A 15,066-nucleotide genomic window follows, 5' to 3' on the forward strand; every position below is an offset into this window, starting at 1 on the left:
CCGCACTCAAGGTAATATTTTATAAAGGCCGCGCGTGGCAATCGCCATCAGCGGCAGCATTACTCCCGTCAGGCACAGCAGCGCGCTCAAGGTCGTCAGACTGGCGCTGGCATCCCAAATAGTCAAAGAACTATTTAAAGAGATATTGGACGGCGCCAAGAACGGAAACAAGGATACTCCCATGGTTAAAATCACCATCACCACCATCACGGCACTAGCCAGCAACGCCCAATACGCTCTATCCAGACGGGACAACACCAACGCGGCTATCCCGCAGACAAAGGCCAAAGCAGGCAAGGCCCATAAGGCCGGTTCGTGCTCGTAATTGTCCAGCCACAAACCGTCGCCGCGTTTCACAAATTTGGTCAATGGGTTGGAAACCCCATTCGGCATAATCTCGGTGCTGACGTGATAACCCTCCAAATGAGTAATCCAACCGCCGGCCAACGCAAACAACACCAAAAACGCCAGACCGCTGGACATGACCAGCGCCTTGCTCCGCTGGTACAGCTCGTCTTGGCTATGCGTTTGCAGGTAAATCGCGCCATGCACTGCCAATAAGGCTACGCAGGTAGCGCCAATCAAGGACGCAAACGGACTGAACAGCCCGGAAAAACTGCCCAGAAAAGCAATGTGCATATCACTGGCTAAATGAAACGGCACGCCTTTCAACAGATTGCCGGCCATCACCCCCAACAGCGCCGCCGGCAACAAGCCACTGATAAACAAGGCTTTATCCCATTTTTTCAGACTATCCTCGCGCGTCACGCTAGCTCTGAAATACCAGCCCAAAGGCCGCACGAATAGCGATAACACCATCAACAATAGCAAAGGTTGAAAGCTGGCAAACGTCGCCGCATACACTGTCGGCCAACCGACAAACAAGACTCCGATAGTTACCAATAGCCAGACTTGATTCCCGGCGCTGGTTGGTGCCAACCTGTCGACCAGCTCGGCGCGCTGCGCTTCGGAAATATGCAAAAAGGGTAACAACAGGCTGACGCCGATCTCGATACCGCTGCTCAGCACAAAACCGATCACGAACAAGCCCAACACGCCCCAACAGATCAAGCGCAGCATTTCATAATCAAGCAACATAACTCGGCTCCTGGTTAATCGGCAACGCGGTGGCGCTGCCCTGCCCGATAAACTTTAAAGTTAACATGACTGCCAACGCCAGCAGGCCGGCATAGGTCAAACCGTAAGCCGCCAGACTGACTGCCAGATCGGCGACAGCCAATGTGGATACCCCGTGCCAGATGGGCAGCATATCGGCCACCAGCCAAGGCTGCCGGCCGAACTCCGAGATAAACCAGCCGCTGGCACTCGCCAACCACGGCAACGGCAAGGCATAAACACTGGCCTTGAACAACCAGGCATGCCGCCAACCGACGATATTGACCGCGTTTGCCGCTACAAACAGCAGCGCCAGCAAGGCGCCGGCGGCAATCATCAATTTATATCCCCAATACAAACGTCCGCCAGCCGGCACGCTCGCGCTGACGGCTTGTTCTATCTGCGCCGGACTGGCATCGGTCACGCTCTCCCGCCAACGCTTCAGCAATAAGCCATAACCCAAATCCACTTTGGCGGCGGCAAACGCCGCCAACAGTTCCGACTCTTTTTTGTCGTCGCGCAATTCTTGCAGCAGCGCGTAAGCTTTTATGCCATTGCCTATGCGCTGGCGATTTTGTGCCAAAGTCGCATCATTGGGCAGACCGTTAATGGCCGCCAACTTGTTATGCTGCATCGCGCCGGCGCCATAAACACTGGCATCGCCTATCGCCATCGTAGCGATCACACTCGCCAAACCCAAAGCGGCCGCCATGCGGTAAGAACATTGCGCCAATTCGGTTTCGCGCTGCTTCAGTAAATAGTAAGCACTGATAGCCAACACAAAACCAGCCGCCACCACATAACCGGCCAGCAAACTATGCACAAATTTCGCCCAAGCCAGCGGATTGCTCAACACCAACGATACATCGAGCAACTCCAGGCGCAGCGTTTGGGTGTTCAATTCCGCACCCACGGGATTTTGCATCCAGCCGCTGGCGATCAGAAAGCCGAAAAAACTCAAGTGACAGCCAATCGCGATTAGCCAAGTCACCGCCAGATGTGTGCCTTTACCCAGGCGCTGCCAGCCAAATAAAAACCAGCCCAGGCCGTTGGCAGCTATAAACAAACCGGCAAACCCCAACAATAAAGGCAAGGCAAACACATCGCCGACATAATGCGCAAAATACGCCCAATGAGTGCCGAATTGACTCGCCATCACCAAAGAAGAAGCCATATTCAAGCCAAAACCAATCGCGAACAACTTGCCCCAGAACTGGGTGATACGTTGATAAACGCCCTGCCCGCTGAGTACAAACCAGGATTCCATAGCCGCCAACAAGAGCGATAAACCCAGCGTCAAAGGTACGAATAGAAAATATTGCACCGCATGCAGCGCAAACTGCGCCCGCGATAACTCAACAACCGTTTCGGAAATCATCCCCACTCCTCGGTCAAGCTCAAAAATGCGGGCAATTATAGAGTTATCCGCTTGTTTGTCTGCGATTTTTCTCGACCGATTCGCATTAAAACCCGCGTGAAAAACTGGAGAATACAGACGACTGATATACACTTTTCAACTTACAAGCACACATTCCAAAACCTCATGGGCTTTACTCCGCGCCACATCGTTGGACTGAAAATAGTCGCTATAGCCCTGCTCTACGCCATGCTGGCCAAACTGGTATTGGCTTTTTTTTCCGACAACGGCAATGTCACGCTGGTTTGGTTTCCAGCCGGCCTGGGAATGGCCACTTTTCTGTTGGGCGGCAAGCGCTATTGGCCGGGCGTATTCATCGGCGCGTTTCTGGCCGGCATGCTGGTCGGCGACTCCTGGTTAATCTCCGCCTGCATCGCTACCGGCAATATCCTGGAATCCTGGCTTGGCGCCTGGCTACTGCTCGGCAACCCAGGCTTTTCGCTATCGCTACGGCACCCGCGGGATTTTGCCTGGCTGACTTTGACAGGCATCATCGCCGCCTGTTTCAGCGCACTGATCGGCCCCATGACCTTGTTTTTAAGCAAGTATCTGCCTGCCGAAGCCCTGCTGCCCAGTATGCGGCACTGGTGGATGGCCGATGTATTGGGAATCGCCTTGGTCACGCCTTTAATTCTGATCTGGCGACACTGGCCGAAAGACTGGTTCGCCCCCAAACGCTTACTGGAAACGCTGGCCTTCATAGCAACGAGTTTTTTGAGCGGCCAGGCGGTGTTTTTAAGCTGGTTTCCCAACCTGCTGAACGCTTACGGCGAAACTTATTGGGCCTTCCTGTTTGTGGTTTGGGCGGCTGTCAGATTCGGCCGTCACGGCGTGCTGCTTTTGGTGACCATGACCGCCATTCAATCCCTGTGGGGATTGCAACATCAGTTGGGCGCATTCGCCACCACACACCTGCAAAGCGGCCTGCTAAACATCTGGTTTTACCTGTTCATCCTGGCTAGCGTGGGCATACCGTTGGCCCTGACTTTATTCCATCAACAACAAATCAACCAGGCCTTGCAACAAAGTGAAGCCCGCTTGAGTTTTGCATTGGAAACCATCGATACCGGCGCCTGGGATCTGGATTTGCAAGATTATTCGGTACAACGCACGGCCATACACGATCAAATTTTCGGCTACAGCCAACTGCTGCCGCATTGGACCTATCATACATTTCTCGGCCATGTCACACCGGAACATCGGGATATGGTCAATGCCGGTTTCCAAACTGCCTGCACCCAACACAGCAATTGGAATTTCGAATGCCGAATTCGCCGCATCGACGGCGCAATCCGCTGGATTCGCGGCTCCGGTTGCCACCAAATCGGCAATAGCCCGCGCATGACCGGTATTCTGCAAGACATCACGGCACACAAATTGGCTGAAGAAGATCGGCAACTAGGTATGTTGTTTTACCAAAATTGCAGCGAAGCGATGATGATCACCGAAGCGGATGCCACCATCGTCTCGATTAACCCGGCATTCAGTCGCATTACCGGTTACTCCGCCGAAGAAATAATCGGCAAGAACGCCCGGATTCTGGGCTCCGGCCGGCATGACGATAGCTTTTTCCAATCCATGTGGCAAATCATCAATAGCAAAGGGAAATGGCAGGGCGAAATCTGGAATCGACGTAAAAACGGCGAACTTTATGTCGAGCAGCTCAACATCAACACCATTTTCGACCGCAACGGACTACCGCTAAAGCGTATTGGCCTGTTTTTCGACATCACCCAGCGTAAGCTCGGTGAAGAACAACTGTGGAAACAGGTTAATTTAGATCCGCTCACGGGTGTTGGCAATCGCCGCCTGTTTTACGACAGACTGGAGCAAGACATTAAAAAAGCGCAGCGCGGCGGCTGGTTTTTGGCATTGCTGGTGGTGGACATCGAGCACTTCAAAGACATTAACGAACGCTTTGGTTATGCGCAAGGCGACAGCATTTTGCAGGAAGCCGCGCAGCGCGTACTAGCGAATGTGCGGGAAACCGATTTGGTGGCGCGAATGGATGGTGCGGAATTTGCGGTCATCCTTGCCGAGCTGGAAAAAACCGACAGCACTGAGCGCGTCGCGCAATTAATTATCGAAAAACTCGCCGAACCGTTTACGCTGGAACACGACACAGCCCAACTCAATTGCCGTATCGGTATCGCCATCTGCCCTGACCATGCCGACAATACCGAAGCGCTGAAACAAGCCGCTATGAATGCCGCCAAAAAAGCCGCCTCACAAACTTACCGTTTCGCCAATCCGCCGACCGCGTTTTAACCGCGATTCAGCCAAGCCTCAACACAGGCGCTGCCGCGGAAACACGCAGCGGAATTTACTGCCTCTGCCCAGTTGGCTTTCAATGTCCAGCTTGGCATCGTGCCTGACCAACACATGCTTGACGATGGCCAATCCCAAACCGGTGCCTGGGATTTTTTGATTGCGTTTCACTTCCGCGCGGTAGAAGCGTTCGGTAATTCGGGGAATATCCACACTGGAGATCCCGTCGCCAAAATCTTCCACTTCAAAATAAACGCTGCCGTCGGGCTTGCCCCGCCAACTCACTTTAACCGGTGAGCTAGGCTGCGAATATTTCATGGCATTGACCAACAGATTGCTGAAAGCGCTACGCAACTCCTCCATATCGCCACGCACATTGGCTCGGCTATCCAACACCAGCTCGACCCGGCGCTCATCCTTTTCCAACAAATCGCTTTCCTGGCAAACCTGCACGAGCAGATCAGGAATATTCACGCATTCGAATTTCTTGGTTTTGCTCTCCAGGCGCGCCAGCAGCAGTAAATCATCGATCAAGGCTTGCATGCGCTCGGTCTGTGCCGCCATGTTTTGGAATGAGCGGGTGTAAGGACTGCTACCGTCGTCAAGTTCCTGCAAGGTCTCCAGATAACCACGCAACACGGTAATCGGCGTGCGTAATTCGTGCGAGACATTGGCCACAAAGTCGGTACGCATCCGTTCGATGTTCTTTAGATGGGTGACATCCTGCGCCATCAACAAACGTAAGCCGGCACCGTAAGGGAAGATACCGATTTGCAAAATCATGTTTTCGTTGATAGGCGAGGGAATACAAACCTTGTTGTGGTAATCCTGATCCTTCAGGTACTGAATAAACAGCGGGTGCCGCACCAAGTTAGGAATCCGCTGCCCGTTATCGGAACGCTTCAGGCCCAGATAGTCATAGGCCACTTTGTTGCTCCACTCGATTTCGCCATAGCTGCCTAGCACCACAATGGCATCAGGCAAGGCGCTGGTCGATTTGCGAAACCCATCCAGCATTTTGCCCAACTTCTTCTTCTGGCGTTTTTGGCTTTTGCGAATTTTATAAAAGTGGTAGTAGATGTCGCCCCAGATCCCTTTAAAATCGGGGCGCTCTCCGCGGCCGCCCTGGCTTAACCAACGCTCCAGGCGGCTCACGTTGATCGATTGCTTAATATAGAGAAAAAGGGTGATTGCCCATAAGAAATAGCTGAGGTGCCCGACAAAAAAACTCAGCAGTAAAGCCGGTATCAGTAAAGCAATAGCAATATTTATTTCCCGCTGCCAACGCTGCATGAATAATCAGTTTGCCATCGAAAAACGGTAACCAAAACCGCGCACGGTCTGGATCAGTTCCTCGCGGCCATATTCGGCCAGAATTTTGCGCAAGCGGCGAATATGCACATCCACGGTACGCTCCTCTATGTACACGCTACGCCCCCAGACCTGATCCAGCAAATGGGTTCGACTGTAGACCTTGTCGGGATTGGTCATAAAAAACTGCATCAATCTAAACTCGGTAGGACTGACTTCCAGACTGCGGCCGGCAATAGTCAGTTTGTGTTGCTCGGCATCCAAAGTGAGATCGCCGACGCTGAGCTGTCCGGATTCCGACAACTTCCCGCTGCGGCGCATCACGGCCTTGATCCGGGCGATCAGTTCTTTCGGCGAAAAAGGCTTGGTCACATAATCGTCGGCACCAATTTCCAAACCGCGAATCTTGTCTTCTTCCTCGCCGCGCGCGGTGAGCAAAATAATAGGCAATTCCTTGTAACCCGGCTCGTTTTTCAAGCGCCGGGCCAATTCCACGCCGCTGATGCCCGGCAGCATCCAGTCCAGGATAATTAAATCCACCATATTATCGGCCAAACTTTCCCTGGCCTGCTCGGCACTACCAACGGCGATCACCGTCAGATTGGCCTGTTCCAGCACCATGACCAGCATCTCCCTGATCGCTTCTTCGTCTTCCACGACCAGGATTTTCAAGTTCGACATAAGCATGTTTAGTCTAAAGGGTCCAAGGATTAGGCTAATTTAGCAGCGCTATATTACCGTTTTGTGACAAAAAAAGCCGGCCAATCCCCGAGCTACCGTCCCTTGCCAGGGGCCGGCATCGGCCGCGCCGTCACGCCACTATCGCCAACCGGCGCGGCAAAGGCGTCCGACACTAAAGTACTTATATTGCCGCCGCTCAGCGCTTCCAGAAACGCTACAAGATCGGCGATTTCCCGATCAGACAAGCCCAGCGGCTTGAGCAAGGGCGACAAATTTTCGTTGGCTACGCCGCCTTGATTATAAAACTTCACCACCTCCGCCAGACTAGGCAAGGAACCGTTATGCATATAAGGCGCGCTGAGCGCGACGTTACGCAGCGATGGGGTTTTGTAAGCCCAGCGGTCGGCGGGATTTTGGCTGATCTCGTAATAGCCCAAATCGCCGGGCTTCTCGGTATTTACACCTTTCAGATACTCGCTATTCACATCCACAAACACGCCCGGCGCCACTTGCACCCGTTGATTTTCCGGCGACTTTTGCATGGATTCGGCATAGCCAATACCGGTGTTATGGCGTTTTTGATCGGTAAACAAGGCAGACTTGTCGCCAATCACGTGACAACTGCTGCAAGCGGCTTTACCGGTAAACAAAGCAAACCCCCTTTGCGCCGCCTCGCTAATCGCCGCTTTTTGTTTCCCAAAATACCAGCGGTCGAATGGCGAATCGGCGGCATTTAACGTGCGCTGATAACTAGCCAAGGCCTGACCGATGGTTTCCATGGTCGGCCCTTTGTTAAAGGCTTTTTCAAACAGCCCGCGATAATCGGCGCTGGCTTTCAGTTTATCCACCACATAACCAATCGACGGATTCGCCATCTCGTTGTGCGCCAACAACGGCCCCCAGGCTTGTTGCTCCAGACTGTTTTCGCGGCCGTCGTGAAACAGCAATTGCGCATAGCCGACGTTATACAAAGACGGACTATTACGCCGCACACTACGCCCTTCAATACCCACCGCCGTGGTCATTTCGTTATTACTAAAACCTTGTTCCGGGATGTGGCAGATGGCACAGGAAAAGGTATTGTTCAGGGAGAGCCGCCGGTCGAAGAACAGCTTGCGACCCAACGCGATCTTGGCAGGCGTGAGCGGGTTGTCTTTGGGCACCGGTAATTTCGGCAAGCCGAGTGGCGGCTTTAGCGCAAAGTCGATCAACTTTGCCGGCTGCCCCCGGCGCTGTTCCAGTGCCAGGGAGCGGGTTTGGTAATCGGCTTGCTGATAGTTTTGTTTATTGTCGCCGGGCTGGAACAACATTTCGGGCTTGACTGCTTGCACTGCGGCGACTTGCGGCTTGGCATCAGCCAGTAAGGTCTTTACATCGTTGATCAGCGTGTCGGCATGCAGAAAATCCACGCTATAAATATTGCGAACGTTCTTGTCTTTATCGATCAAATACACCCGCAACAAATGCGAAAACGTGCCGGTAAACTGGCCTTTGTCGTCATAAATCTTTTGCACGTTTTGCTGGTAACCGTCGAGGATGGGCTGCAATTTGGCTTCGTCTTTAGTAGTCAGAAATTGCCAATCGAAATTACCGGTTTTAAATCCCTCGCCGTAATGGCGCATCATTTCCGGGGTGTCTTGCGTGGGGTTGAAACTGAGCGTTATTAATCTGAGTTTGTCGGCCAATTCCGGTTGTTTCTGTAATTGCCGGCTGATTTTGTGCAACACCTGGGTCGCCAGCGGGCAGCCGTTGACGTCGCTGCAGGCGGCGTAGATGAAACTTAGCAGTACCAGTTTGTCGCCCATTAAGTCGTGGAGTTTTTTGGGTTGGTTGTTGGTGGTTAGGACTTCGCCGTTGGTGGCTTGGGTGATTACTGGTAGGGTGTAGGTGCCGGGTTTTGCGGGTTCAAAAGGGAGTGCTGTGTGGCCGGGGGCTAAGGGCTTTTGATTTTGTTCTTCGGCGAGAACGATTGCGTTTGCCAGTAAACAGAGAGCAGCGAATCCTATCGTTCCCATGCTCCAGCGCGGGAATGCCGCGGCGGACGCTCCAGCGTCGGCTTTCAGAAAAAGTATACTGGGGCGGTCAAGGAGTTTCATGGTTGCTGCTTGCTCTTGGGATTTGGTGTCGCTGACGCGACAGCTTGATTCAATGTCGGGTCTCGGCCCGACAACCGAGGTACTTTCTTTTGCATCGCCAAAAGAAAGTACCCAAAGAAAAGGCGACCCGGATGCCGCTTTGATCCTGCGCACCGAAGCTTTTGAACGGGGTTGCCGAAAGGGGCCTCCTGCCCCTTCTGCAACGCGATGCATCCATGCATCGCCCCTGCGGGCTGGTCCGTCCAAAAGCTCCGGTGCTCGGCGCGGCATACGGGAGGAAAACCATCCCGGCATTTGAAAGAAACTTTGTTTTTATAAAAAATGTAGCCGCGATGCAGTGAAACGGAATCGAGGAGAAGATAACTTCGATTATCCTCGATTCCACTACGTTTCATCGAGGCTACTTGCTACTTATTCTTGCGCGGATCATCGGCCGAATTCGTATAAGTAATACCCCATGGCCCAGTAGCGATTAATTCGACGATTGTTTCCTCATCAGTGGTCCACACATAATGAGTGTGTCCGGCCGGCAATACAAAGCCTGAACCTACATTCAGAATCTCACCTTTTTTGGTGTCAAATGTTTCACCCATGCCATTGCCTAATTTGCCACGGAGAACGGTAATTACCTCTGTGAACGGGTGTATGTGCGGTGGGATTGGATAATTGGCTGGAAATTTCAGCAGAGCGATAAAAACTCCCGCTTTGTTTGGGTCCCCTAATACAATGGCGCTTTTGGCACCTTTAGGGAGTATCGGTTCGTCATTCCACTTAACTGTATCCGGAACAAAAGATTCCGTGGTAACGGCGCTCATCCGTTCAATTTTGTCCTGAGCTAGTGCGAAATCCGCGAAAGAAATAAGTATTAAAGCTATCAAATAAAATCTCATCTGGTTTCTCCATTTTCTATATTGTTAAGCTCATAGCTCTGATTAGGGCGAATGTAGGGCGTCAATAGGCGTAGCCGTATTGCGCCGTATGTTGGCTTTAAATCATTCGGCGCATTACGCTATCGCTAATGCGCCCTACAAAACACTTCGTAAATAATAAGCCGTCGGATTTGGCATGGGGTTCCCCCCGTATGCCGCGCCGAGCACCGAAGCTTTTATCGAGATCAGCCCGAAGGGGCAGCGCATGGATGCGCTGCGTCGGCGGAGGGGCTGGGAAGCCCCTTCTGCCGACCCTCGATAAAAGCTTCGGCGCGCAGGGAATAAGCGGCATCCGGGTGGCGTTTCTTTTGGTGACTTTTCTTTGGCCAAACAAAGAAAAGTTACTCGGCTGTCGGGCCGAGACCCGACATCCAAACACCCCGTCGCGACAGCGACACAAATACGACACATCCGGAAGCTATCCTGAACAACAAATCTATTTAGGCGAACCACCATACAAAGCATACGCCCCAAACCGCATTTGATGCGCCCTACCCAATTTCTCTTTTGTAAAATCAATCGAGAACTGCTCGGTCAACTTGCTACCATCCCAGCCATAGGCCTTGAAGAATTGCTCGTTATCCGCGCCCTTCTTGTCCCAGTTCGCCAACAGCGACGAAGTGTAATACAAGCGCTTGCCGTCCCAGCTGGAGGACACCATATTCACTTGCGCGCCGATTTTTTGCTCGAACACTTGTTTGGGGTGGAAAGGATCGCTGATGTCGAAGCGGCGGGTCATGCCGTCCATGAAGGTGTTAACCCACAGGGTTTTGTCGTCGCTGGAGATCGAGATGTCCACCGGCAGCGGGATTTTGGCCGGTTCGCCGATGTCGGCAACATCCTTGGCTTGCCATTCGCCTTTGTCGTCTTGATGAATCAGCCAGATTTTTGAAGTCAACGCGGTGCTGGTGAAGCAGTAGTTATGCTCTTCCGCCCAGGCGCAACGAATTTCCAAGGGCGCACCGGGAACGTCGAAGACTTTCTTGGGTTGACGGCTATGTAAATCCCATTGCACCACCGTATTGCCGAAGCGTTTCATAGCTTCCGGGTCGGCCAGCATTTTGCCGAAGTCCATCATGTAGTTCGACCAGCCGGTGAATGACGAGGTCAGCATCAGGTTCTTGCGCGGCAATACCCGCACGTCGTAGTTGTAGCCGTCGGCGTATTTGCCGGATTTGATCGCACCTTCCAGGTTGCTGTCGGTCGGCAGCCAGTAGGTGGCGATGTAATCGCCGGCGTTGCTGTATTCCACAATCGCGGTGCGGCCGCCGTGGTCTTTGTTATTGGACAGGCCGGTGATGATCATCCGCCCCGGCAAGGCGTACAAGCTATGCGGACCGACAACACCGCCACTTTTGGCGACGAAATCGGTGATGGTTTTGCTCAGCTTAGGCTTGGCCGGATCGGTCGCGACGTCGAAGATGAAAATCTTGTTGGTATCCAAACCACCGGCCCACAGAAATTTCCGGTCGTCGGTAAAGTCGGAATGGTGGGCTTCGTTGCGACCACCGACCGACAGGCTGCCGATCACCTTGCCGTATTGTTTGGATTTCGGATTGACGTCGACGGTGACCAGCTTGTCCTGCTCGTCGCCGACGCCTTCTGCGCCCAAGGTCCAGATGTAGACAAAATCTTCCTGGCCGGTGATTTTCGCCATATACGGCGATGCGCAGGTTTCGTCGGCGCTGGCCGACAGGCTGGCGGTGCCGAGCATTAGTGCGGCGGTAAAAGTGCTTAGTTTGAATGTCATGATGTTCTCTCCCCTGGTTGTTGTTATCGTTCCCACGCTCCAGCGTTGGAATGCATGTTGAACCGCTCTAGCGGTTCGGGACGCCGGAGCGTCCCTGGCTCGGTTCCAACGCCGGAGCGTGGGAACCATAAATTGGTGGTGTATCAATCGCCCGTGGTCGGGTCGATAATGGTGGTAATTTGTTCGATGCGATTGGCCGGAAACCCGCCTTGCTCGGCGTGTTCGCGTATTGCTTGTTCGCTGTCGGCAATATACACGCAATACACTTTGTCGCCGGTCACGTAGCTGTGCAGCCATTGGATGCGCGGCCCCATGTCGCGCAAAACACCGCAGGATTTTTGGGAAATGCCTTGCAACTCGGCTGGTGTCAGTTGGCCGGCACCGGGAATGTCGCGTTCGATGATGTATTTGGGCATGATGACCTCCTAATAAATGACCGGTCGTCTAATTTTCCGGCGTTAAAAAATGCTGCCTACTTGGGCAGCGGATTGCTTAGTCAATAATGAATGCGCCTGCGTCTGATCGAACTTCTGACGAAAACGATGCGCTCACATCCTTGGGCTAAGTTATGGCTGTGATTTGGTGCAATTTAAACCCTCCCCAACCAATAAAGCGGACGACGGCGATGATGCGCAACAGCAAGAATCTGAATGCCGTCTTCAACTTCACGAAAAATAACATTGTAAGGAAATCCCTGAACTCTTCCTTTGTGTATGGTTGGCGGGAGCTCTAACCGGTAGCGTGCCGGCAATTCACAAGCGCTAGCAATAACCGATTTAATTGCCTTATCGAAGCGCATACCTAGTTCCGTACGCAAGGATTTATAGTAGGCAACGGTTTCCGCATATTCATCCGCAGCTTCAGGGTGAAAAGCATATTTCATTGCAAGATGGCTTGGACTCTTTGTTCCATTTCTTCAGCGGAAATAAGCTGGACAGTTCCGTTATCAATCTCTGCTGCCCGACGTTGCGCTTCTAAAAGCCAGAGCTTTTCAATTTCTTGTTCTGACAAATCATCCAAGCTTGAAAGCAATTTCTCGGCAAGCCGAGCCCTTTCTTCAACAGGTAGATGCAAAACTTCTTGTTCAATCGATTGAATATTCATAATTAAAAACCAAAAAGTTACTTTTACTTTGAAACCGCTAAAGGCACGGTGCGTTCCTTTGAGCAACCGCGTTATGTGCAATTTTTATTGTTGTTTATGATTTGTTTTAATTGCCCTACACTCAACGCAGGACGTGTAATATGGTTCATCGCATGACAATTTGGACATATTGGAATTAAATCTTTTACTGGGTTGAGCTCATATTCTCTCCCAATTTCTGAAATTGTAGTAATATGATGGACATGAATATATTGTTTTCCGATTTCACCGTACAAACTTTCAAAATCGAATGAACAAACAGCACATTTATACCCATGATGCTCTAAACACTTCGCTCTAGCCAACGCACTACGCTCATATTGATTTACAGTTACAGTTTTAGACGCACCTTCTTTAAAAACCTCTTTTGGGTCTACTTCTTCAGGTAATCGCGCCCCATACGACTGGTCAGAGGCATACCAACTGTTTTCAATTCGAATTAACTTTTTATCACTGAGCTTCGGAGTGAAGCCTTTAATTTTAGCGGGCGCTCCTTCATCGTTTTCATCTGCCGCCATGTACTCCATTGGAAAAGTTTTAAGCTGATAACCTTCTTCTTCAATAAGCCGTATATGCTCTCGTGATTGGGAATATCCAGATTGTCCTTTCCCTTTCCGACTTATTGACCAATCATCACTAAAAATGAGTGTTAAGTTCCCATCATCAAAGACATCCCAAGCGCCAAATATTATGAATTTCTCGGATTCGTTTTTGAATGACCAACTCCAGGTCCAATTGTCGCATGTTGCTCCTTGAGATTCTATAAATCGCTTGCGAGTCATATTCCTGTCAATCCTTATAATATCACCTGAGGTCTCTTAGGCCGGCTTAGGCATTCGTCACAACCCGACAAATAACTTTGCCCCAAGCAACAAGCTAGCATCAAACCCTAAAATAATCATCCAACAAATCCCTACAAACCGCCTGTAAAGGCTCCACCGATTGTTCGACCTTCATCCGCAACAACGCGCCCTGCCAACCGTTAAGCATCAAATCCGCCATGCTTTTCGCCGAGCGATCCAGCCGCACCGAACCTTGCTTTTGTCCGCGTTCCAATGCCGCTTGCTGCAAGGCACTGTATCGACCGACGGCATCCAATAAAGCATCGCGGCATAAGGGACTGGTGTCGCCAATCTCGCCCATCAGATTGCCCAGCAAGCAACCGCCTTTGAAACCACTTATAGCGACTTCGCCGATCAAGCCAGTGTAATAGGCTTTCAAGGCGGCCAAGCCGTCCGTTTCCGGGTTTTGCAAATGCCCGGACAAGCGCAGGATAAACGGCTCGATGTAGTGGTGTATCGCCTCGGCGGCAAACTGTTCCTTGCTACCGAAATAACTGTAAAACGAGCCTTTCGGGATTTGTACCGTGTCCAGAATCTCTTTTAGACCGGTGGCGTGGTAGCCTTTTTCCAACAGCAAGCTGACGCCCTGCTCCAGGAGTTTGTCTTTTTTGATCTGTTTGGGTGCCAATTTCGCCATGGGCCGCATTATGCGACCGGTCGTCTTATTTTGTAAATAAGTTTTTTCTAATTTAGAAAAATAACCGTTCGATCCTTACAAGTCGAGGTGGGAGACGGTGCTCTCTGACAATTTAAGCCTGTCAATTAACCGCTTTCGCAGCAACCTGACCTAGCTGATACGGCTTCTTACCCCATAACCCAGCACAGCAACCGCCAAACCTCAACAAATTAGCGCCTTTCGGCAAGGCAACTAGCGATTTTTCCCGCCTAATATGCTATTTTGAAGCCTCTGTTATTTTTCCCTACCCAACCAGCAACATGAGCATAAAATCAGACAAATGGATACGCCGCATGTCCGAGCAACACGGCATGATAGAGCCGTTTCAGGCCGGGCAAGTCCGTGAATCCGCGCAAGGCCGCATCATTTCCTATGGCACTTCCAGTTACGGCTATGACGTGCGCTGCTCCAACGAGTTTAAAATCTTCACCAACATCAATTCCACCATCGTCGATCCGAAAGATTTTGACGAAGGCAGCTTTGTGGATGTGAAATCCGACGTCTGCATTATTCCGCCCAACTCGTTTGCGCTGGCCCGCACCGTGGAGTTTTTCCGGATTCCACGCGACGTACTGGTCATCTGTCTGGGTAAATCGACCTATGCCCGTTGCGGCATCATCGTCAACGTCACCCCGCTGGAACCGGAATGGGAAGGCCATGTGACGCTGGAGTTTTCCAACACCACCCCGCTGCCGGCAAAAATCTACGCCAACGAAGGCGTCGCACAAATGCTGTTTTTCGGCGGCGACGAAGTCTGCGAAACCTCTTATAGAGATCGCGGCGGCAAGTATCAAGGCCAAACCGGAGTTACCTTGCCCAAGGCTTGAGTGCCCGATT

Annotated in this window: 14 protein-coding genes; 2 read left to right on the top strand and 12 right to left on the bottom strand. The window is 51.7% G+C overall.

Translation table 11 applies throughout. From position 1 onward, the window contains the following. Positions 1-6: 6 nt before the first annotated feature. Entirely contained in the window at positions 7-1,098 is a 1,092-nt protein-coding gene (cydB, locus tag ACR02O_RS00115) for a cytochrome d ubiquinol oxidase subunit II (protein WP_494522529.1), read from the bottom strand. Continuing rightward, on the bottom strand, positions 1,088-2,494 hold the full coding sequence (locus tag ACR02O_RS00120) for a cytochrome ubiquinol oxidase subunit I (protein ID WP_494522530.1): 1,407 nt from the start codon (positions 2,492-2,494) through the stop codon (positions 1,088-1,090). Before ACR02O_RS00120 ends, cydB begins: the two co-directional genes overlap by 11 nt. Positions 2,495-2,659: 165 nt before the next feature. Here ACR02O_RS00120 and ACR02O_RS00125 point away from each other — a divergent pair, with 165 nt between their 5' ends. Further along, positions 2,660-4,801 carry an MASE1 domain-containing protein gene (locus ACR02O_RS00125; protein WP_415879789.1) on the top strand — a complete coding sequence of 714 codons (2,142 nt, stop codon included), beginning with the start codon at positions 2,660-2,662 and terminating at the stop codon, positions 4,799-4,801. An 18-nt stretch (positions 4,802-4,819) separates the two neighbouring features. Here ACR02O_RS00125 and phoR read toward each other — a convergent pair whose 3' ends face one another. The 10 genes from phoR to ACR02O_RS00175 all read right to left on the bottom strand — a co-directional run bounded on the left by phoR (position 4,820) and on the right by ACR02O_RS00175 (position 14,190). Further along, on the bottom strand, positions 4,820-6,094 hold the full coding sequence (phoR, locus tag ACR02O_RS00130; protein WP_205453007.1) for a phosphate regulon sensor histidine kinase PhoR: 1,275 nt from the start codon (positions 6,092-6,094) through the stop codon (positions 4,820-4,822). Positions 6,095-6,100: 6 nt separating this feature from the next. Further along, positions 6,101-6,793 carry a phosphate regulon transcriptional regulator PhoB gene (gene phoB / locus ACR02O_RS00135; RefSeq protein WP_171696657.1) on the bottom strand — a complete coding sequence of 231 codons (693 nt, stop codon included), beginning with the start codon at positions 6,791-6,793 and terminating at the stop codon, positions 6,101-6,103. A gap of 92 nt (positions 6,794-6,885) precedes the next feature. Beyond that, a complete protein-coding gene (locus tag ACR02O_RS00140; protein ID WP_494522531.1) occupies positions 6,886-8,889 on the bottom strand; it encodes a cytochrome c peroxidase in 2,004 nt (667 codons plus the stop codon). Positions 8,890-9,296: 407 nt separating this feature from the next. Continuing rightward, positions 9,297-9,779 carry a cupin domain-containing protein gene (locus ACR02O_RS00145; protein ID WP_033155875.1) on the bottom strand — a complete coding sequence of 161 codons (483 nt, stop codon included), beginning with the start codon at positions 9,777-9,779 and terminating at the stop codon, positions 9,297-9,299. Positions 9,780-10,254: 475 nt separating this feature from the next. After that, entirely contained in the window at positions 10,255-11,568 is a 1,314-nt protein-coding gene (mtoX, locus tag ACR02O_RS00150) for a methanethiol oxidase (protein ID WP_458138402.1), read from the bottom strand. Between the two features lie 143 nt (positions 11,569-11,711). After that, the gene (locus tag ACR02O_RS00155; protein WP_171696661.1) at positions 11,712-11,984 is read right to left on the bottom strand and encodes a DUF4242 domain-containing protein; all 273 of its coding nucleotides are present in this window, start codon (positions 11,982-11,984) and stop codon (positions 11,712-11,714) included. Positions 11,985-12,157: 173 nt separating this feature from the next. Next, positions 12,158-12,451: a type II toxin-antitoxin system RelE/ParE family toxin gene (locus ACR02O_RS00160; RefSeq protein ID WP_171696662.1), complete on the bottom strand. Its 294-nt coding sequence runs from the start codon at positions 12,449-12,451 to the stop codon at positions 12,158-12,160. After that, a complete protein-coding gene (locus tag ACR02O_RS00165; protein WP_458138404.1) occupies positions 12,448-12,672 on the bottom strand; it encodes an addiction module protein in 225 nt (74 codons plus the stop codon). The genes ACR02O_RS00160 and ACR02O_RS00165 overlap by 4 nt, the downstream gene beginning before the upstream one ends. Positions 12,673-12,743: 71 nt before the next feature. After that, positions 12,744-13,493, bottom strand: coding sequence for an HNH endonuclease (locus ACR02O_RS00170; RefSeq protein ID WP_458138405.1), 750 nt, complete (start codon positions 13,491-13,493; stop codon positions 12,744-12,746). Positions 13,494-13,593: 100 nt separating this feature from the next. Then, a complete protein-coding gene (locus ACR02O_RS00175) occupies positions 13,594-14,190 on the bottom strand; it encodes a TetR/AcrR family transcriptional regulator (RefSeq protein WP_458138406.1) in 597 nt (198 codons plus the stop codon). 299 nt (positions 14,191-14,489) lie between these two features. Here ACR02O_RS00175 and dcd point away from each other — a divergent pair, with 299 nt between their 5' ends. After that, positions 14,490-15,056 (top strand): dCTP deaminase, encoded by a 567-nt coding sequence (gene dcd, locus ACR02O_RS00180; RefSeq protein ID WP_062328840.1) that lies wholly within the window; start codon positions 14,490-14,492, stop codon positions 15,054-15,056. Positions 15,057-15,066 lie beyond the last annotated feature (10 nt).

The sequence above is a fragment of the Methylomonas sp. PHL2-19 genome (assembly GCF_059331595.1).